Source organism: Clostridioides sp. ES-S-0054-01 (assembly GCA_021561035.1).
In the GTDB taxonomy this organism is placed as follows: Bacteria; Bacillota; Clostridia; order Peptostreptococcales; family Peptostreptococcaceae; genus Clostridioides.
In genome coordinates this window covers 3352353-3373063 of sequence record CP067346.1, presented here as the reverse complement: position 1 = coordinate 3373063, position 20711 = coordinate 3352353, and the positions used below count along the sequence as shown (strand labels likewise).

Annotated in this window: 19 protein-coding genes and 6 pseudogenes; 21 read left to right on the top strand and 4 right to left on the bottom strand. The window is 25.6% G+C overall.

The genetic code is table 11. From position 1 onward, the window contains the following. Positions 1–145: 145 nt before the first annotated feature. From JJC02_15435 to JJC02_15420, 4 genes are all read right to left on the bottom strand, one after another. Positions 146–1312, bottom strand: a complete 1167-nt coding sequence (locus JJC02_15435) for a site-specific integrase (GenBank protein ID UDN54254.1) — start codon at positions 1310–1312, stop codon at positions 146–148. Next, positions 1302–2054 carry a Fic family protein gene (locus JJC02_15430; GenBank protein ID UDN54253.1) on the bottom strand — a complete coding sequence of 251 codons (753 nt, stop codon included), beginning with the start codon at positions 2052–2054 and terminating at the stop codon, positions 1302–1304. The genes JJC02_15435 and JJC02_15430 overlap by 11 nt, the downstream gene beginning before the upstream one ends. Before the next feature lie 91 nt (positions 2055–2145). Further along, positions 2146–2637, bottom strand: coding sequence for a helix-turn-helix domain-containing protein (locus JJC02_15425; GenBank protein UDN54252.1), 492 nt, complete (start codon positions 2635–2637; stop codon positions 2146–2148). Between the two features lie 248 nt (positions 2638–2885). Further along, a complete protein-coding gene (locus JJC02_15420) occupies positions 2886–3650 on the bottom strand; it encodes a helix-turn-helix transcriptional regulator (GenBank protein ID UDN54251.1) in 765 nt (254 codons plus the stop codon). A 146-nt stretch (positions 3651–3796) separates the two neighbouring features. Here JJC02_15420 and JJC02_15415 point away from each other — a divergent pair, with 146 nt between their 5' ends. The 21 genes and pseudogenes from JJC02_15415 to JJC02_15315 all read left to right on the top strand — a co-directional run bounded on the left by JJC02_15415 (position 3797) and on the right by JJC02_15315 (position 20676). Further along, positions 3797–3997, top strand: a complete 201-nt coding sequence (locus tag JJC02_15415) for a helix-turn-helix transcriptional regulator (protein ID UDN54250.1) — start codon at positions 3797–3799, stop codon at positions 3995–3997. A 3-nt stretch (positions 3998–4000) separates the two neighbouring features. Beyond that, positions 4001–4315: a hypothetical protein gene (locus tag JJC02_15410; protein UDN54249.1), complete on the top strand. Its 315-nt coding sequence runs from the start codon at positions 4001–4003 to the stop codon at positions 4313–4315. A 21-nt stretch (positions 4316–4336) separates the two neighbouring features. Then, positions 4337–5080 carry a hypothetical protein gene (locus JJC02_15405; protein ID UDN54248.1) on the top strand — a complete coding sequence of 248 codons (744 nt, stop codon included), beginning with the start codon at positions 4337–4339 and terminating at the stop codon, positions 5078–5080. A 12-nt stretch (positions 5081–5092) separates the two neighbouring features. Then, positions 5093–6427, top strand: a complete 1335-nt coding sequence (locus JJC02_15400; protein UDN56440.1) for an AAA family ATPase — start codon at positions 5093–5095, stop codon at positions 6425–6427. 275 nt (positions 6428–6702) lie between these two features. Beyond that, a complete protein-coding gene (locus JJC02_15395; protein ID UDN56459.1) occupies positions 6703–6891 on the top strand; it encodes a hypothetical protein in 189 nt (62 codons plus the stop codon). Between the two features lie 297 nt (positions 6892–7188). Beyond that, positions 7189–8520: a hypothetical protein gene (locus tag JJC02_15390; GenBank protein ID UDN54247.1), complete on the top strand. Its 1332-nt coding sequence runs from the start codon at positions 7189–7191 to the stop codon at positions 8518–8520. 20 nt (positions 8521–8540) lie between these two features. After that, positions 8541–10325 carry an ATP-binding protein gene (locus tag JJC02_15385; protein UDN54246.1) on the top strand — a complete coding sequence of 595 codons (1785 nt, stop codon included), beginning with the start codon at positions 8541–8543 and terminating at the stop codon, positions 10323–10325. Positions 10326–10663: 338 nt separating this feature from the next. Further along, positions 10664–10945, top strand: a pseudogene (locus JJC02_15380) (hypothetical protein). 156 nt (positions 10946–11101) lie between these two features. Next, positions 11102–11458 (top strand): annotated as a pseudogene (locus JJC02_15375) (hypothetical protein). A 157-nt stretch (positions 11459–11615) separates the two neighbouring features. Further along, positions 11616–12098 (top strand): hypothetical protein, encoded by a 483-nt coding sequence (locus tag JJC02_15370; protein ID UDN54245.1) that lies wholly within the window; start codon positions 11616–11618, stop codon positions 12096–12098. A gap of 8 nt (positions 12099–12106) precedes the next feature. After that, the gene (locus JJC02_15365; protein ID UDN54244.1) at positions 12107–12259 is read left to right on the top strand and encodes a hypothetical protein; all 153 of its coding nucleotides are present in this window, start codon (positions 12107–12109) and stop codon (positions 12257–12259) included. 222 nt (positions 12260–12481) lie between these two features. Further along, positions 12482–13233: pseudogene (locus JJC02_15360) on the top strand (recombinase family protein). A 201-nt stretch (positions 13234–13434) separates the two neighbouring features. Further along, positions 13435–14364 (top strand): DUF1837 domain-containing protein, encoded by a 930-nt coding sequence (locus JJC02_15355; protein ID UDN54243.1) that lies wholly within the window; start codon positions 13435–13437, stop codon positions 14362–14364. Positions 14365–14372: 8 nt separating this feature from the next. After that, positions 14373–16886 carry a DEAD/DEAH box helicase gene (locus JJC02_15350; protein ID UDN54242.1) on the top strand — a complete coding sequence of 838 codons (2514 nt, stop codon included), beginning with the start codon at positions 14373–14375 and terminating at the stop codon, positions 16884–16886. Between the two features lie 354 nt (positions 16887–17240). Further along, positions 17241–17456 (top strand): DUF3791 domain-containing protein, encoded by a 216-nt coding sequence (locus JJC02_15345; protein ID UDN54241.1) that lies wholly within the window; start codon positions 17241–17243, stop codon positions 17454–17456. Further along, complete coding sequence (locus tag JJC02_15340) at positions 17456–17578, top strand: DUF3990 domain-containing protein (GenBank protein ID UDN54240.1); 123 nt, start codon at positions 17456–17458, stop codon at positions 17576–17578. The genes JJC02_15345 and JJC02_15340 overlap by 1 nt, the downstream gene beginning before the upstream one ends. A 66-nt stretch (positions 17579–17644) precedes the next feature. Continuing rightward, the gene (locus JJC02_15335; GenBank protein UDN56439.1) at positions 17645–17845 is read left to right on the top strand and encodes a DUF3990 domain-containing protein; all 201 of its coding nucleotides are present in this window, start codon (positions 17645–17647) and stop codon (positions 17843–17845) included. A 40-nt stretch (positions 17846–17885) separates the two neighbouring features. Further along, positions 17886–18287 (top strand): annotated as a pseudogene (gene tnpA, locus JJC02_15330) (IS200/IS605 family transposase). A gap of 17 nt (positions 18288–18304) precedes the next feature. Then, positions 18305–19740 (top strand): annotated as a pseudogene (locus JJC02_15325) (transposase). A gap of 344 nt (positions 19741–20084) precedes the next feature. Then, positions 20085–20311 (top strand): annotated as a pseudogene (locus tag JJC02_15320) (hypothetical protein). A 95-nt stretch (positions 20312–20406) separates the two neighbouring features. Next, complete coding sequence (locus JJC02_15315) at positions 20407–20676, top strand: transposase (GenBank protein UDN56438.1); 270 nt, start codon at positions 20407–20409, stop codon at positions 20674–20676. Positions 20677–20711: the final 35 nt, after the last annotated feature.

Sequence of the window (20711 nt, the reverse complement as noted above, 5' to 3'; positions counted from 1 at the left end):
GTTTTAAATATTTACAAATAAAATTTATAGATATAAAAGATACTAGCTTATAAAACTAGTATCTTTTACTTTATTATTTATATAATAAATATATCAATTACAGAATAGTATTTAGTCAAAAAAGGAGCCAATAGATTTATAGCTTCTAAAATGAAAATATTTTATCCAATTTTTCTACAGCTTCAACTTTCTTATCTTCCATAACTTGAGTATATATATTTAAAGTTATTGATATATCATAATGACCCATTAAAACTTGTACAGTTTTAGGAGGGACATCATTCTCAAAAAGTCTAGTTGCATAAGTTTTCCTAAGACCATGAAATTTTATGGGCTCTATACTTAAGTTGTTTAATATAGACTTTAGATTCCTTAGAGGTCTTTTATCATCTATAGGAATACCTAATTCATTACAAAATACATAATTATCATTTCTATATAATTCTCCAGCCTTTAATATATCTCTATTTTGATTTACTTTATGTTCTTTCAATTTATTTAAGACATCCTTTGGAATAGGCACAGTTCTGTAAGAATTTGATGTCTTTGGCTCTTGTTCTAATACTTTAAGCTCTCTATTTCCAGTTTTATCTATAAAATATGTTCTTTGAAGAGTTCTTTTAACTGTTAAATTAGACTTTTTAAAATCAATATCAAACCATTTAAGTCCTAATAATTCTCCTAATCTAAGTCCAGTACCAAGAGCAAGTAAAAATAATACCTCTAATTTATGACCCTCTATAGCTTTTATAAAACTCTTTTGTTGTTCAAGAGTCAATATTTCAAGTTTATTTTCCTTTTTTTCAACTGGTATATTTACCATAGTGCAATAATTACGTTGTATAAGACCTTGTTTTTCAGCTTCTGATAAGCAGGTTTTCAGTTTAGTGTTTATTTGTCTTATAGTAGGTATGTTTTTATTGGAATCAAGCAATCTATTGTAATATTTTTGAATGTGAGATACTCTTAAGTTCTTTAACTTAACATTGCCTAAATCAGTATCTTTAATATAATTACGATAGATGCTTTCATATCTTTCAAATGACTTGGGTTTTAAATCTTTTATTCTATATTCAAACAACCAATTGTAAAACCAATGTTCTAAAGTTATTTTATCATCTGAAATATCAGAACTTAAATAAGATTGTTTTTTATAAGCATCTAATTTATCTTTAACTTCTTTTTGAGTCTTACCATAAAATTCTTTTCTTATTGGTTTCCCATCTTCATTGTAACCAATCATTATACGGGAACGCCAACCATCTTTATATTTTCCGATAGAGCCTTCTCCATTAGCTCTTTTAGTTGCCATTTTTAAACAGCTCCTTATATGATTTATAATTATACCCATCAAAGAATGTAATACATTTTTCTAATAAGAATTTTATAACTTCATCAGCTTCTAGTGTTTCATAGAAGTTTAGCATTAATGTGTTGTACTCTTGTTTATGTTTAGCTGGTATTGATAGAACTCCTATATCATTACTTATAAGTATTAGGTTTGAAGTAAGTCTAGCAGTTCTTTTGTTACCATCATAGAAGAATTGACAATAGGACAACCATAAATTTATTATTATAGACTTTTCTAAGGGGTTTGTTATTTTATCTATGATATTTATGTCACTTATGAATAAGTCATTTAATAAAGTGGCTTCTATGCACTCATATTGAGTAGTACCAGCTATACCTATATTACCATTTCTGAAATCTCCAACAATTAGAGCTTCATCTTTTGCAACTATTTTATGTATAGAGCAAATTGTATCTTTATTTAAAGATAAGTTTTCTTTGTTACTTAATTTTATTATATAATCCCATGATGATTTTATATTTAGTATTTGATTTTGGTCACTTAATTTATGTCCACCTACTGTTATACCATCAAGTAATGTTTGTACTTCTGGGAATGTAAATGGGTTATTTTCTAGGTTACCCATATCATACACAAATTCACTTATCATTCTTCTAATGTATGTTAAAGTATATTTTTTATCTCCATGAGGTAGGTTAGTAGGGAATTTATATATGTATTTTGGTATATATGATTTATTCATGATTTTAGCTCCTTTCATATCTAATTTTTATTTATTAACTATGAATGTATAAAAGTTAATAGGTAAACCCATATTTTGAAAATGTGTAATATTAATATTCTTCATCCTCATCTTCAATAAGACTATTAGAGTTTTCTTGTATAAAATTTTCAACAAGACCATTTATCACCCAATTTAGATTTTTGGAGAAGTCTTTGAAGTCAGAGAAGTTTAGGTTAATTGGTTTTATTGTATCTGCATTATCTGTAATTTCAAACTTTTTTTTATAGTCTGTTTTTATATCATAACCATAATTTTCTAATATGTGAACTACTAAATCCAACTCTTTATCAAATACTTTTAAATTAATATTATTATTTGTTAAAGTATCTAAATCATTTTCTTCAACAATGAGTTTATTTATGGCAGTTGATAAAGCGGTAGATATTTTTCTTATCATATCTAGACTAGGTATTCTTTGATTTTGCTCATATTTAGCTATAGCATGAACTGAACAACCAATCTTGTTGGCTAGCTCACCCCTTGACATATTTATCGATTTCCTATATTGTTTAATCTTTTCTCCGATTGTATTATTCATCATAATTTCACCTTAAATATATCATCAAACAATGATTGTACTTAAACATGTAAAGGAGTTATTTTCTAGATTATCCATATAATATACTAAATCACTCATAATTCTTTTAATGTATGTTAGAGTATATCTTTTATCTCCATGAAATAAATTAGTAGGGTATTTATATGTGTATTTTAGCATCTATGATTTATTTATAATTTTAACTCCATTTGTAGTTCTTTATCATTGCTTTAGATAGTATTGATATTATTTTATATTTTAGTTAGTAGTTTTTTTATTTCTTTAAGTGTATTTTCAAGCTTTTCATTTTTTTCCTTTAATTCGTTATTTTCTTGTAATAATTTAAAGTAATCATTATTTTTAATAGTAATATTTTCTTTTTGAGATATTAATTTTTTTAGTCGAATATTACTTCCATTATCTGTTGAGTCACTAAAGTAATCATAAATTATTTCTATATTTTCTTCTGATAGACCAATATCTAATAATTCATCAATTGATTGTTTTGTAAGAACATCATTTTTAATAATTTCTTTTATATCATCAGGATGTAATGAAAAATCTAATTCAGTATTAGATATACAATCTGAAAGTATCCAATTATAAACTTGATTTTCATTTAGTTCTAATTTTTCACCAAGTTTATAATATTGGTCTTTATCAGACCAAGCACCTAGCAATAAACTTGAGGTAATCCTAATATCATTATCTTCCATAAGATTTGAAATAGCATTTAAAAATTCATCAAAAGAATAGTATTCTTCTGGGAATAAAGACTGTAAAAAGTATAAAATATCTTCATTAGTCATTACTTCATTTTCAATATCAAAATAAAAGATAGTCTTTTCAATTTTCAAAGCTTTAGCGAGTTTTGATAAGGTATCTATACTAGGTATTCTTTTATCATTTTCATAATTTATTAGAGCATTTCTTGAGATGCCACTAATTTCAGCAAGTTGAATCTGTGTTAGTTCTTTTTGTTTTCTTATCTTTTTTAAGTTTTTTCCAATTTGCAATATTATCACCTCGTATAAAGTATATCCCAAAAGTACACAAATGAGAACAGAAAAATAATATATTCTTATTGACGGTACACATATATCGACATTATAATTAAAATGTAAAGTTTACGAATGTAAACTAGAGAAAAGGAGGAAAAAGTATGGAAATCAATTTAAAAATATTTAGGATTAAAAAAGGTTTAAAGCAACAAGAACTGGCAGATAGAGTTGGTATATCAAGATATTATTTGTCAAATCTGGAAACAGGTAAGGCTAATAATCCAAGCAATGATTTGATGATTAAACTATCTAGAGCTTTAGATACAACAGTAGAAGAATTATTTTTTAGTAAGGAGGAGTAAAATATGAAAGAGAATAATAATTTAGAAGTTTTAAAGACATTACAAGCTACTTTAAATATTATTGTAAAGAATGAAGAAGAAGCACAAGAAAAAAAGCAAGGATATAAAATTATTGAAAATGCGAAAAGAAATAAAGCTGAACTTATAACATGTAAAGAAGCATCTAAGCTTTATCCTATAGGAGAATCAAAATTTAGGCAGTTATGTCACTCTAAAAATAAAGGTTTCCCTTGTATATGGATAAATAATCGAGTATACATAATAAAAAACAAATTGGATGATTGGTTTATTGAAAATGCAAATGGTATCAAGTTATAGTATTAAAGTAGGTGTTTGCAATTGAGCAATAAAGGGTGGATAAAGCTTTATAGGGAGTTGTTGGATAAATCAATTTGGAAAGATATTAAACCAGAAAGAAAAGTAATATTAATAACTCTATTACTTATGGCTAGTCATAAAGAAAATCATGTTTTTATAGATAATAAAAAGATAAAAATAAAGTCTGGACAATTTATTTCTTCATATAGCAAAATAGCTGAAAGATGTGGTAAAGGAGTTAGTTATCAAATGGTTAGAAGTTGTTTGTTGTTTTTTAAAAATGCTGGTTTTCTAACATACGAAACAACAAACAAATATATAGTCATAACTATTGAAAACTGGGAGCTTTACCAAGAGAACATAGAAAATCAACAACCTAATCAACAGACGATTAACAATCAATCAACAACAATCAAGAATATAAAGAATGAAAATAATATTATATATAGTGAAATCATAAGTAAATTTAATTCAACTTGTATCGAACTTTCAAAGGTCAAGAAACTAACAGATACAAGAAAGAGGAGAATAAATTCAAGAATAAGAGAATATGATAAAGAAACTGTATTAGAGGTTATAAATATAGTTAGTAAGACAAGTTTTCTAAATGGAAACAATAATACAGGATGGAAAGCAAACTTTGATTGGATAATGAATCCAAGTAATTTTACTAAGATACTAGAAGGAAATTATCATAGCAAGGAAACTGACCTAAATAAAGATGAAAAGGTATATAATCCAGATGGCTCACAATTAAAGTGGTAAGGAGATTATATTATAAACAATTCAAACAACTTAATTAAAAATACAGAAGCAGAGCAATCTATATTAGGAAGCATTTTATTAGACTCAACAATAGTAGAAGAGTTAGAGCAAATGTTAAATGAAGACATGTTTTATCATGAGGAACATAAATACATATTTAATGCTATAAAAGAAATAAACAAGAGAAATGAAGTAATAGATATAATAACTCTTACAGAAGAATTAAAGAGAAAAGGTCATTTGAATAATATTGGAGGTATAAGCTATATCACTAGTTTGTCAACAATAGTTCCAACAGTATCAAATTTCACGAGTTATGTCAGTATAGTTATTGAAAAATATAAAAATAGAAATATAATTGATAAATTCAATAAATTCAGTCTTGGCGAAATAGATGATAATACTCTTATATATCAGTTAGAAAATGATATAAATAAAGCTAATCAAAAACTAATAAAAAAGGATTCAAGTATAACAGCAATATCAGAGAGAGCTTTCGAATATATAAATGATGAAATAAATGAAGGTATTAAGACTGGAATAAAGTTCTTAGATGAGACTATAGGAGGTTTATATGGGGGTGAACTAACTACAATAGCAGCTAAAAGTGGAAGGGGGAAAACGGCACTAGCTTTACAAATACTTAGAAATGTAATATTTCAAGGTAAGAAAGTACTTTTTATAAGTGGAGAAATGAGCGATATACAGATTTTGTTTAGAAATATAGCATCACTGACTGGAATATCAGTTGTAAAAATGAAAAATAGAAACTTAGATGATGAAGAAATAGTCAAATATATACAAGCTTTAAGCATAATAAATCAAGAAAATAATCTTTATATAAATGACTCTGTAAACACAGTATCAGGAATAAAGAGAGAAATAAAGAATATTAAGCCCAGTTTAGTAATAATTGATTATTTGCAAATTTTGGATTATGAAGGTAAAGAAGTAGGAGAAGCTAAATTCGCTGACTTATCAAGGCAAATAAAAAAGATTACTTTAGATTTTAATATACCAGTTATTCAGCTTGCTCAATTAAATGATGAATTGAAGGGTGAAAGACCTAAAGGGGATAGAGTAATGAGAAACTCAAAGCAGATATATATGGATTCTAATTCAGTTATATATATTCATAGACCTACAGAAAAAGAGGCTCTTAATTATTGTAAGACAATAGGAATTGAAGATATAAGAGAGCTGAGACGAAGAGAAAAAGGTTTTGGTGCTAATTTAAGTGAGATTATTGTTGCTAAAAATAGAGATGGTGAATCAGGATTTAGGCCATATTGGTATATAGGAAATTTATTTTCTTTTGAAGAATGTAAGAAGATACAAGAGATATAAAAAAGAAGTATGATTTATTAAATAATAGATAAATTATGTTTCAAGTAGTTTTGAATGGTAAATATATAAAACTTAATTAGATGTAATAGAGATTTAAAATATATTGAGTTTAGATTTAAATGCTTATTAGAAAAAGGTAGTTGCCATATAAATGAACTGAACCCTACTTAGTAGACAGTTTTAAGGGTCTTTAAAATAAAGTGTGTATTCTTCTAAAAAATGGTGATAATTAAAATATTAAATATCACTATATAAAAGGAAGGTGCACACTTTTTATGTTTAACAAAAACGAAATATTAAAAAAACTTATTGAAGAATACGATGTTAAAACAACTACAGACATTCAAGACATGTTAAAGGATTTATTTGCAAGTACAATTCATCAAATGTTAGAAGCGGAGCTTGCAAATATTTATAAATTAGAACTAATAGATATGAAAAATCAACTTAAAAAAATTTTATAACTGCAATAGATGTTTAAAATTAATAGTGGGTATTATTCTAGTGAATCATCTCCACCATTGAAGTCCACGAATACTCGTATCCAATGGATATGAGTATTTTTAATATGTCCAGAAAATCAATTGAGAATTATATAATATTTTTATATTGTAGAGATTAAAGCCACAATTATAAAATTAAAAAATGTAGAAAAAATTATTAAATAGAAAAAATGATGGAAAATAATAGTATTAAGATATAAAATCTTATAAAATGTAGTTAGAACGGAATTAATTATGTATATATAAATTGGAGGTTTAATGAGTAGAGTTGCAGATTATACAATAAAGGGATTCCTGTATCAATTTAATCTAACATTGCTAGAGATACTAAATTCAAGAGACGATGAAACTATAACTGTAGAAGGTATTGTTGAGGATATAGATATAAAATCCAAAGATATAATAACAGCGATACAATGTAAGTACCATGAGACAAAAGGTAAGTATACATTATCGGATATTTATAAGCCAATATTACAGATGATGGAGCATTATTCTAGAAATCAGGTCGAAAACATTAGGTATATACTTCATGCTTATTTTAGTGAAGAAGAACCAAGAATAAAATCGCTTAATAAAGATGATATTGAAACGATACTTAATACAGATAATAAGGATTTTGTAGTTAAATATATTTCTAAAATTATTGAAGCCAAAGATGATGAAATAAAAGAATTAGTAAATAAAAGTAGTAAAACTACGGATGATAAAAATAAAATATTTGATTATTATAAAGCAAATTTAGGTACATTAACTAAGAAGATAAGTTTGGAAGCTTTTCTAGACAGGTTTGAAATGCGATTAGGTGATAGTTTTGAAGATATATGTAATCAATCAAAAGAAAAACTCAAAGAATCTAATCTATCACAACAAGATGTAGAAGACTTATTTTATCCTAATTCTATACAGCAGATAGCAGATTTGAGTATTTTACACAATGAAGAAGATAGAATTGTAAAAAAAATAAATTTTATAAATAATATAAAAGACAAAAAAAAGACGGCTATAACTAGATGGACTTTAGAATTGGAATTGTATAAATCATTTATGAAAAGAAGAAGAAATCAGATAAACTCTAAATTACAAAATAATAATAAAACAGTATATTTCATATTAGATGCAGATAAAATAGAAGGTTTTGAAGATGATTTAATAAATTTTATTTATGATTATAATGGTAAATATAATTATAAAATAAAATTACACAAAACACCTATGTTTTGTTTAGATAGTTTAGATAAGTCTTCTACTGATATATATAGATTGGAAGAACGATTGTATAAAAAGAAAATATCTTATGAAAATGGAAGAAGAGGGAATACCTTTTTTAAAGATGCACTTATGAGAGACGCAAAATTAGTTCCTGGCAAAGGCCAAATATCAGACTGGACAGAATTTGAAATAAGATTTGTTGAATATAGTGATGATGTAGTATCCACTATAAACTCAAATAAACCGGATATTTTATTTATAGTGGGAGAAAAAGAATATAAGGATTTGGATTTTCAGGATATAGAGGTAGAAAGAATAACAATAAGAGATTTTAATGAACTTAAATACTTACTTAAGCTAGTTGAATCTCTAGATTAAAAAATTAAGGGGGAGCATTTATGGAATCATGTGATAAGATCGGAAAAGTAATTGAAAGTACACCTAATTTAATAAGTGTAATAATAGATGAAGATAATATACTTGAAGATAATAAAGATGTATTGCAAATAGGTAAATATATAAAGATAAGGGAAGGAAATAGTAATTTTTTAATAGGGACAATTCAAAATATAAAACTAACAGAAGGAAATGATAAAAGTAGTAAATATATAGTGCAAATCCAACCTATAGGAGCATTGAATGATGAAGGTGAATTTTCTCAAGGAGGGCTTAGACTTCCATCACCCACAGAAGAGGCCTACCTAATGAAAGATGAAGAATTACAAAATATATTTAGTAAGAATGAACAATTCTCTTTCAAGTTTGGAGTATTAAGCCAAAATAAAGGTATAAATATGTACATAGATGGAAATAAATTTTTTGGTAAGCATATTGGTATTGTAGGATCTACTGGTTCAGGAAAGTCATGTACAGTCGCAAAGATATTGCAAGATGTTGTAGGAATTAATAATAATTGTAATATGTATAAAACAGAACAAAAAAACTCGCATATAATAATATTTGATATACATGATGAGTATAAAAAAGCATTTACACTTTCAAAAGATCAAGCGTTTAATCTTAATGTGCTTAATGTAGATACATTAAAATTACCTTATTGGCTAATGAATTCAGAAGAATTAGAAGCTTTGTTTATAGAAAGTGGGGAAAAGAATTCACATAATCAAATATCTCAGTTTAAAAACGCTGTTATAAAAAATAAAATAAAGCATAATCCAAGTTTAGATCAATCTAGAATAACTTATGATACTCCTATATATTTTGATATAAATGAAGTGTATAACTATATATATAATATGAATAATGAAGTTATAAATAAAAAGGCTAATGAAGAACATCTACCTCAATTGCAATGTGGGACTTTAATTTCAGATAGAATTGAGTATTTTGATAGTAAAAAAAGTTTTATACAATCTAGTACAGCAGCAGCGACTAAAGCATCAAATGGACCTTTTAATGGAGAATTTGAAAGATTTATTTCAAGATTAGAAACTAAATTAAGTGATAAGAGATTAGATTTTTTACTTAAACCTTATAAAGATAGTTCTAATGGAGAAATGTATAAATCAAATGATTTTAAGGAAATTTTAAAGCAGTTTTTAGGTTATCTAAATTCATCAAATATTACTATTATTGATTTGAGTGGCATACCTTTTGAGGTATTAAGTATAACAATCAGTTTGATTTCAAGATTAGTATTTGATTTTGCATTTCATTATTCTAAAATAAAACATTCAATGGAATCTAAAAATGATATACCATTTATGATTGTATATGAAGAGGCTCATAATTATATACCAAAGCAAGGTGGAAGTGAATATAAAGCTGCTAAAAAGTCTATTGAGCGTATCGCAAAAGAGGGACGAAAGTATGGATTAAGTTTAATGGTTGTGAGCCAAAGACCATCAGAAGTATCAGATACAATATTCTCTCAATGTAATAATTTTGTTGCATTAAGATTAACAAATGTAAATGATCAAAGCTATGTAAAGCATATACTTCCTAATAATACAAGTTCTATAGCCGATGTTTTACCTACATTGTCATGTGGAGAATGTTTGATAGTTGGAGATTCTATACCATTGCCATCTATAGTAAAATTAGAAAAACCTAACCCAGAGCCAGAGTCAGAAAGTATCGCATTCCATAAGGAGTGGAGTAAAGAATGGAGCAATGTAAATTTCGAAGATGTAATTAATAGATGGAGAAAAGAAGAACTATAAATTTAATTGAAGTAATGTCTAATAATTAAAGATATTCTGTCTAAGGCTATGTATAAAGTTTTACTAATTTGAATTAAGCTAATACCATAGACTTTGTGATTATAGTTATATTATTTTATAAGAAATATTATTGAAATCTATAAAAACTCATATTCATTTGGATATGAGTTTTTATAGTTTGAAAGTAAGAGATATAAAAACTAGAAACTTCTACAGATAATATAATTTTGGATTGAGTAATAAATTAAAAAATTAATGGGATATTTCATATGAAAGACATAGAAAAAGTCAGAATTTTAATATTTGCATAAGAGTCAGCAGATTGCATACATATTACAATAAATGATGTTTTTTGAGTAGTATTTACAGAGGAAGAAATGATTATAATAGATCAGTATGAAGAGATGTCTAAGAATGATAAGAGTATTATGGATATAGCTAAGGCAAATAGTTATGAAGATTTGGTTAACACTTTTGGAAAGAGTTATTTTAAGAGAGGTATAGTTAAGGCTAAGAATATGAATGATAGATTGGTTAAGGAGATATTAACCAATGACAATCTTCAAAATTATATGATTCATTATTTAGCTGAAAAAATATATGCAGAAGCAAATAGGTAAGGTGTATTAAATCATATTATAAATATATATTATATTCTTGATCTATATTAAATGTATATCCTACTAGATAGAAATATAAAAACTAATACATTGAGATGTTGGTATAAGTACTAACATCTCTTTTCTAATGCAAAAAATTATAAGGAGGAAGTTAAGATGATTAACTTATGGAAAAAAGAAGATTTAAACTTATTATCAAAATATCCAAAAGAAGTAGTTGAAAATGTGAATAATGTTATAAATATTCTTGTTGAAAACTATGGATATAAAAGAAAATTAACAGGTGATGGTGGATATGTATATGTAATTGGGGATATTGAATAAGTAGAATATTTCAAATCAAATATATTAAAGGGGTTAGTAGAAGAGTTTTGTGATGAAGTATATGAATATGAAATCAATACATACAGTTCAACATTATACTTACTATTTAGTGACTATAGTATTACTGTAATATCTAAAAATAAAGAAACTGAATACTTAATTAAATGGGGATGTAGCACTATAAAATAGTGCTACACCATTTTTTGTGCAAAAAAATAAATCCTAAGTTCAAAATAGCCTAGGATTCTTGTATAATAATTGCATGCAAAAACAAAATACTATACAAATTGATTATACTACTTATGGTGATAATTATCAATTTAAATTACCACTAAATATTGATTGAATGATTCCAAAAGATACTCTATTTATTGATGTCACAAAAATAGAGTCTTCTGCCAATAGATATACTTTTGTTTGGAAAAAAGCTATAAATAAAAATATGGCTAAAATGATGAGTAATATATCTGACTTCATGTTAAAATGTGAGATTGATTTTGGTATTAAGATAATTTATAAAGATGAAATCAAAATTTATCGTTTGAAAAAACTTTTAAAGAAACTAAAAAAAATATCAAAAGAATCAAATATAACATTTGTTCATAGAAAAGGAAAGAAAAAAACTATGATTCAAAAATCTATAGAGCAATTAAATAATTATATTGATAGATTGAAAAAATATACTAAAGACCTTCATATAATAGGTGAACGAAATAGTTATTCTAAAACAGATAATGACGCGACTTTTATGAGAATGAAAGAAGAACATATGAAGAATGGACAATTGAAACCAGCATATAATATACAATTTGATGTAGATTCAAAGTAAAACAAAATATGAAATTTAGAAGATTTTTAAGCAAAGGTAAAGAAAATGTTTTATCAGAATGTATTATTGTAGCGATAGCTCATAATATTTCTAGACTACATAATAAAATAGTAAAAAATAAACGTAGAGTATATCTTCATCATTTAAAAAAAGTATTCTAAATTTATTATTTATAATCAAATATTATCTGAAAAAATGGTATTTTTATACCTTTATTTGCCATGTATAATTTTACTTAGAACATAAACTTTATATAAAATAATTAAAAATACACCTATTAAGATAAGTAAAAAGAGCTCTCACAGAACAAATTTAATTTGCTCATGCGACAGCCACTTTAATATAGGATAAAATCAGGATGTCTAAACTTTGGAGGAGATAATATTACAACAAAAAAAGCAGTAATATAGGCACGCTTTAATTCGGATAATCAAAAAGATGGATCGATAGATGCCTATTCAGAGCAATTAATGAATATGCAGATAAGAACGATATAAAGATAGTTAATCAATTTATAGATAGAGCAAAATCAGCAACATCAGATAAGAGACCAGAATTTCAAAATATGATTAAATTCTGCGAAGCAGATACAACAGATATATCAATGGTAATAGTACATAAGCTAGATAGATTTTCTAGAGATAAGTATGACTCAGCAAAGTATAAGCATAAGTTAAAAAGTAAAGGGATAAGGGTAATTAGTGTATTAGAAAAGCTATATGGATTTCCAGAATCAATTATATTAGAATATGTAATTAAAGGTATGGCAGAATATTACTCTAAAAATTTAGCTCGTAAGATAATGAAGGGTTTAAAAGAATCAGCAATTAAGAACCAGATACATTTGGAAGGTACGCCACCTTTAGGATATAAAATTTCAACTGATAAAATGTATATTATAAATGAAGAAGAAGTTCAAGCAGTAAAACTTATATTTGATAGATATATAAATGGATATTCATATAGTAAGATAATTGATGAACTAAATTATTTAGGGTATAAGACTAAAATAGGCAACAAGTTTGGGAAGAATAGCTTGCATGGAATATTAAATAATGAGAAGTATACAGGGGTATATGTATTTAATAAGACACAGCGAAAAGGTGTAGATGGAAAAGGAAGTAATCGTATATAAAGACCACGTTGAAGTTGCATTCAATATGGTTTTTTCTTTTGTTAACAATGAAATTAATCATGACTTACATATTACGATAGAAAGAGAAAAATAAAGTATTAAAAAGTATATTTGGATTATTAGGGTTAATAAAATGTATCATATTGGAAAATCAGCAAGATGATGATAAAATATAACTACGTAAAAAGAGAGGATGATTGAATGGGGGAACCAAAACTATATGTAGATGATAGCTTTTTGCACATTTTTGATAAGTTATTAAGCTTAAATGATCCTAGTTTTTGTAATATAAATTTATTTTCTATAAAGATTAAAAATAAAGATTTTGATTATAATTTACTAAGTGAAGACTTGACTAATAGACTAATAACATTCTGTACAAGTTCTAAATCATATAATGAAATGAAAGAACAAAATAAGATAGGAGCATTAAGTAAACTATCGAGAAAATCATTTCGAGAGTATGTAAAGGTTAAAAGGCCTCAAGGTGATTATATAAATACTAGAACAAAAGATGGAGAGATAGGAGAATTAATACTATATGCATTTTTAGAATCACATTTAAATGCACCTAAGATATTAACTAAAATGAGACTGAAAACATCTACAAATGATGCAGTGAAGAGATCTGATGGGATACACTTATTAAAAGTAGATGATGGATACTTTGAATTGATATATGGAGAGTCAAAATTAAATGAAAGCCTAAATACAGGAATACAAGAAGCGTTTAAATCTATACATGAATTTAAAAATAGAGAAGACAACAATATAGATGATGAGTTTTTATTTTTAGTTAATAATATTGAATCAGAATTATTAAATGATGAATATGAATATGTAAAAAATATATTAATACCTAGTAAGGATAATATAGAACATGATGTATCTTTTGGAATTTTTGTAGGATTTGATATTAAAATACCTGATTCTCTTCAAGAGAAAAGGCAAAGAGAATTTAGAGATCAATTTAAAGAACATATAAAAGATAAAATAATAAAAAAAGTCACTAGTATTAGAGCAAAAATAGATGAATTGAATCTAGATGAGCACAATTTTTATATATATTTTGTACCTTTTATAGATTTAAATAAAGTAAAAGTAGAGATTTTAGACTCAATTTTAGAATAGGGGGACAAATGTTAGAACGATTAGCTAAAGATGCATACAATAGTGAATACCTTTGGGAGTTATATAAAAAGTTAACTAATTTATTCTTAAAAAGTATTTTTAGTGGAGAAGAATATGAAGTTACACAAAAAGAGCTTGTAGATTCGCTTAGATTTTCTGATATATTTTCAAACTCACATGAAGAAAATATGAGAAACCTATCGTATAGAATAGTTAGTCTATTATATGATAGATATAAAAATAATGACATATATATAACTTATTCTAATGCAATATTGAAAAAGCTAAATAACTTTCCAGCGTTAAAAAATACGCCAGATAGAGAACTACCAATTGAAAGAGAATTAGAATTTTTTATAAATAAAGAAAGACTTAAATCTCCAATAGAAAACGAATATTTTCTACCGATACAATATAATATTTATAAAAATATGGTAAATAAACAATCATTAAGTTTCTCAGGTCCGACATCTATGGGAAAATCATTTGTAATAAAGCAATTCATACTAGGTGAAATTTTAAAAGGAACATTAAAGAACTTCTGTATAATAGTTCCAACTAGAGCATTAATAAAACAATATGTAATAGATTTAAACAAAGATTTAAAAAAAATAAATGGTAATAAATATAAGGTAGTTACTAATTCTAACATATTAGAATATCTAACACCAAGTGAGGATAAATATATATTTGTATTAACACCAGAGCGATTAAATATATTACTATTTAATCGCAATAAAGTTAATATAGATTATTTAATTGTAGATGAAGCTCATAAAGTATTTGATAATGATACTAGAGCATTGACCTATTATAGTAGCATAGATACATGTATGTCTATAAATAAAAATATAAGTGTATTCTTTTCATCACCATTAATAAAAAATCCAGAGATATTTAAGTATTCATATAAAAAAATTAACTTTAAGAATTATAGAACGGATGAATCACCTGTGACACAGAACTTATTCTATGTAGATATGAATGAAAAAAAAGTAGATGTGATAGATAACTTATATAAAGATATTGATATAAGTACAGTAATTGATACTGGGAATATAAATTGCTTATATCATCATATAGGTAGAGGTTATAATAATATAATTTATTTAAGTAGTAAAGCTAAATCAATAGAATATGCTATGGATTTTTATAGATATGTATGTTTGAATAATATAGATACTCTATCACATGAAGAAAGTAAAGAAATAGAAAATGCATGTGAGATGATAAAAGAAAATATACATAAAGACTATGACTTAATAAAATTTCTAAGAAGGGGTATAGCTTATCACTTTGGAAAACTACCGAGCATAGTTAGAGAAAGTATAGAAGATTTATTTAAGAGAGGTACTATAAAGTACTTATTCTGTACTAATACTTTACTTGAAGGAGTTAATTTACCAGCTAAAAATATATTTATTATGGCAAATTATATAGGTAATTCTAAGATGAAAGGATTAGATTTTTGGAATCTTGCAGGACGGGCAGGTAGATTAGGGTATGAATATTATGGAAATGTATTTTGTATAAATGATTATAATAGGCAACATGCTTGGAGGGATAAAGGTATACTTTATAATAAAGAAAAAATAGAAATAAATGATAATCTAGATAATGTTTTAAAGAAAAATAAAGAAAAAATAGAAAAAAATATTCAAAGTAATGAGTTGAGTTTAGATTTCTCTAAGGATGATAACTATAATAACTATTTATCTAATATAATTAAGATTGATAATATGGTAGATAAAGGAAGTGCTATTTTAGAAAAGGCTAAGTTAAATAATTTAGAGCTTAAACATGAGGATATTGATAAAGATATAAATTATGATATAGTTAACTCAGCAAAAAGTATAGACTATAAAATACAGATGAGTTTGTATAAAGAAGATAACTTAAAACCACTTTCTAGTAATATAAATTATAAAAACTGTTATGAGACTCTAATGTTAATGCATGATAAGTATAGATGGGATATTAAAGAGAAACGTCTTAAAAATAAAAAAACATTAGCATATATAGCTACACTTATGAATTTATGGATGAATGGTATGCCATTAAATATAATAATTAATTCTAGTATAGAACACAAAAGTAAAAATAATTCTAATATAGAAATTGATCATAATCATTATAAGAGATTCAATAAAGATGATATAAAGCATATAAATATTTTAATAAATAGTATTATAACTGATTTAGAAGATATACTGAGATATGATTTAGAAAAGTACTTTAATCATTATTATAGTATACTAATCGATAAATATGGGATAGATTTATGTGGAAGTAACTGGTCTTTATACTTAGAATTTGGAACAAGGGATCCTAAGAATATAATATTACAGAACGCAGGATTTTCAAGATATGCAAGTAGCCTTTTAATAAAGGATTATAATAAATACTTGATGTTTAAAGGGAATATATTTGAAGGTATAAAAAAAGACATACTTAGTCATGAAACAAAGAATAGATTATCTTTATTTAATGAAATAAAGAACTCAAGCTATATAATAGTATAATTATAATTTAAGAGATACTATTAAAAATAGTGGGTATGATTTCTACGAATCTTCTCCACTAATTTTGAAAAAAGAATGATGAAATACTTGGGAATACTAGTCTTTATTGACTAGTATTTTTTATTTTAGTGCTGAAATCCACCAACCGTACCTCAACCACAGAAAAAGAGGTTTTTTGGGGGGATATTGAGGTGCATTTAAGGTGTATAAAAAGCCTTTATTTATTATGATATTAGGTAACATAGAATTTTAATATCTACTTTATGATATAATATTTTTATAAATGTAAAACAGTTTAAGTTGTTAATTAATAAAAATATATATTAATAAGTTTGATAGGAGTTGAGGTTTGTAATGGATGAAAGAAAATTAGAATTTTCTATTTTTTGCATTGAAGCTTTAGCAGAAAAATTGAATATAGATTCAGAAGAAGTTTATAAACTTCTTAAACATGATACTGATATTTTAGATAACTATATAATACCTTGCTATGAAGCACTACATTCTCAAAGTAAAAGTTATATAGTGGAAGATTTAATACAAGTGCTTAAAGAAAAGGGAGTGATGTAATGATTGTATATCATGGTTCATACTGTGTGGTGAAAACGCCTAATATTATCTTCTCAAGAGATTCTTTAGATTTTGGAAAAGGATTCTATTTAACTAGTATAAAAACACAGGCAATTAACTAGACAGAACGTTTTAAGAAAAGGGGGGAAAAAAGCATATTTAAATAGCTATTCTTTAGATATTGATGAATTAAAAAAAGCTGTAATGTAAAAATATTCGATAGTTATAATTTAGAATGGCTTGACTTTATATTAGAATGTAGAAATATGAGTGATGTATATATGAAATATGATGTTATAATAGGTGGCATTGCTGATGATAAAATTTACAACATAGTGCGGAAAGCCCACTCATTTAGGTGTGGGATGGATAGCACAAATAGTGTATAAAAGGTATTGACACATACACATATAATGTTAATATAAATATATGGAAAATAAATATAGAAGAACTCAAACAACTGTTAGTCTAATTAATTATCATTTTGTATTCTGTCCTAGATATAGAAGAAAAGTATTTAATATAGAAGGTTTAGAAGATAGATTTAAAACATTGGTTAAAAATAAGTGTAAGGAGATGGATATTGAAATTATTGCAATAGAATGTGATAAAGACCATACACATATGTTTTTAAATAGTCTTCCAACTTTAAGTCCTTCTGATATAATGCAAAATATAAAAGGTTATACAAGTAAAATATTAAGAGAAGAATTTATTGAATTATCAAGAATGCCTAGTTTATAGACTAGAAGTTATTTTGTATCTACAGCAGAAAATGTATGCAGTGAAACTATTAAAAAATATGTAGAAAATCAGAAAACAAGATATTAGAAAGTGAGGTGAATATTATGTCAAATTATATATTAACATTACAATTAAAGACAGAAAAGTTTCAAGAAGATATTATATGTAATACTTTTGATAAGTATAGAAAAGTATATAATTCATGTTTATCAGAACTATTTAAAAGATATAACCACATGATAGAATCTAAGGAGTATCAAGCAAATTGTAAATATAAGGGTAAAGATAGAAATAAAATATTTAATGATATTACTAAGAAATATAATTTGACAGAGTATTCACTTCATAATTTTGTTAAACCTATTTGTAAATATTATAAATTACATTCTGCTATATCTCAGAAAATAGCCACAAGATGTTTTAATGCTTTTAGTAAGTATATATATCATCAAGCTAAACAGGTTAATTATATTAGATATAATGAATTAACATCAATAGAAGGAAAACAAAATTCAACTGGAATTAGTTATAAAGATGGTGCTATTAAATTTAATAAGATGGCTATTCCAGTAATAATAAAGAATAACGACAACTATGCTCAAAGAGCAATCCAAGATAAAATAAAATATTGTAGAATACTTAAAAAAGAAATTAAGGGTAAAATTAAATGGTATGTACAATTAGTCTTAGAAGGAGTTCCACCTAAAAAAACAACCACTCAAGGAAAAATAAAAGGGCAAATTGGTTTGGGTAATGTAGGTATAGATATTGGAACTCAAACTATAGCCATATCTAGTAAATATGATGTTAAGCCATTGGAGTTAGCCCCTAATGTTAATAATATAGATAGGCAATTAAAATTAATTCAACGTAGAATGGATAGAAGTAAACGTGCAACTAATCCTAATAAATTCAATGATAATGATACTATAAAACAAGGAAATAGAGATAAGTGGATATTTAGTAATCACTATATTAAATTAAAAACACTAAGAAAAGAGCTATATAGAAAGCAAACTGAAATAAGCAAGACCATTATGTGTTAATTAACAAATTATTAAATTTAGGTAATAAGTTTTATGTTGAAACGATGAGTTATAAAAGACTTCAAGCTAGAGTAAAGAATACTACTATTAATGAAAAGACTGGTAGAATCAATAAGAAGAAACGTTTTGGAAAATCATTAGCAAATAAAGCACCATCAATGTTTTTGACTATGTTAGACAATAAGTTAAAATATAATGGTGAAAAATTATATAAGATAAATACTGCTAAATGTAGAGCTAGTCAATATAATCACTTTTCAGATGAGTACAATAAGAAGGAATTAAAAGAGAGATGGAATAAGGGTGTGGATATTCAAAGAGATTGCTATTCTGCATTTTTAATAATGAATGTTAATGAAGATTTAAAATCAATCAACAGAGAATTGTGTATTGAGACATATGATAACTTTAAAATATTACATGACAAAGAAATAAATAGGTTAAAGAAATTAAAATTAAATGGTTATAAATTAATATCTAGTATGGGGATATAAAAACTATATAGGTTGAGAAACGAGCCTAATATTAATGTTAATGGTGTCAACAGATACTTTGTTAATAAAAGTCTTAGGGAATATGATTAGTGATAATATGTTGTAGGTTATGATTTATTGTAACTGAGAGTATTATAGAAATTCATGTAGTACCTAAGAACCCCATGCCTTTAGGCGTGGGAGTTTCAGAATACAATAGAACTGTATCAAGACAATCTTATTGAAAAAGATGAAGCTTTAAAAAGATTAAAATACTATAAACCAAATGAACAAATATGTATGACCAATCAAAATGTAATAGATAAATATTTAAAGTTTAGATGTGAAGAGGAGGTATAGTGCTTATGGAAGCAAATAAAACATTATTACAAATACTTAAAAAATAATATTAGAATTTTCTAAACAGACAGGAAAAAGCTTGGAAGAAAGTATGGATTATTTATATACTTCTGAAACATATAAACTTATAAGTGAGGGCATATCAGATATGCATTGTAAGGGTCATATATACTTAGCTCAAGAGTTAATGCTAGAAAATGGATTAATGTATCATAAAGGCTATCCAAGATAAACGGTAATGTAAAATAATTTGTGCTTCAAGGTTAATAAAAATCTTCTTTATGGCAATGATTTAAATATAATCAAATGTCATAAAGGAGATTTTTTATAAATACTTTAAGAAAACAATTAGTCAAAGAAATTATATCAGACGGAGAATTTGCAAAATCTGGAGATATAAGTAGCTATCTAAGAGATATATTCAAAGATATATTACAAGAGATGCTAGAAAAAGAAGCCTCATCGGCTTTAGATAAAATAGATGAAAAATGGGGTAAACAGTATCCTTCGGCAATTAAAATTTGGAGAAATAACTGTGATGCTATAGCACCATTCTTCAGTTTTCCTAAAGAAATAAGGACTATATATAATTGTTAGCTGTCTTAAAGTACACTCCCCATTTTGGTTTGGAG

Coding starts and splice junctions, on each gene's coding strand:
- JJC02_15425 (UDN54252.1), bottom strand. CDS start 2,637: ATGATGAATAATACAATCGGAGAAAAGATTAAACAATATAGGAAATCG.
- JJC02_15395 (UDN56459.1), top strand. CDS start 6,703: ATGTTTAACAAAAACGAAATATTAAAAAAACTTATTGAAGAATACGAT.
- JJC02_15370 (UDN54245.1), top strand. CDS start 11,616: ATGATTCCAAAAGATACTCTATTTATTGATGTCACAAAAATAGAGTCT.
- JJC02_15350 (UDN54242.1), top strand. CDS start 14,373: ATGTTAGAACGATTAGCTAAAGATGCATACAATAGTGAATACCTTTGG.
- JJC02_15390 (UDN54247.1), top strand. CDS start 7,189: ATGAGTAGAGTTGCAGATTATACAATAAAGGGATTCCTGTATCAATTT.
- JJC02_15365 (UDN54244.1), top strand. CDS start 12,107: ATGAAATTTAGAAGATTTTTAAGCAAAGGTAAAGAAAATGTTTTATCA.
- JJC02_15435 (UDN54254.1), bottom strand. CDS start 1,312: ATGGCAACTAAAAGAGCTAATGGAGAAGGCTCTATCGGAAAATATAAA.
- JJC02_15415 (UDN54250.1), top strand. CDS start 3,797: ATGGAAATCAATTTAAAAATATTTAGGATTAAAAAAGGTTTAAAGCAA.
- JJC02_15385 (UDN54246.1), top strand. CDS start 8,541: ATGGAATCATGTGATAAGATCGGAAAAGTAATTGAAAGTACACCTAAT.
- JJC02_15430 (UDN54253.1), bottom strand. CDS start 2,054: ATGAATAAATCATATATACCAAAATACATATATAAATTCCCTACTAAC.
- JJC02_15410 (UDN54249.1), top strand. CDS start 4,001: ATGAAAGAGAATAATAATTTAGAAGTTTTAAAGACATTACAAGCTACT.
- JJC02_15340 (UDN54240.1), top strand. CDS start 17,456: ATGATTGTATATCATGGTTCATACTGTGTGGTGAAAACGCCTAATATT.
- JJC02_15355 (UDN54243.1), top strand. CDS start 13,435: ATGGGGGAACCAAAACTATATGTAGATGATAGCTTTTTGCACATTTTT.
- JJC02_15345 (UDN54241.1), top strand. CDS start 17,241: ATGGATGAAAGAAAATTAGAATTTTCTATTTTTTGCATTGAAGCTTTA.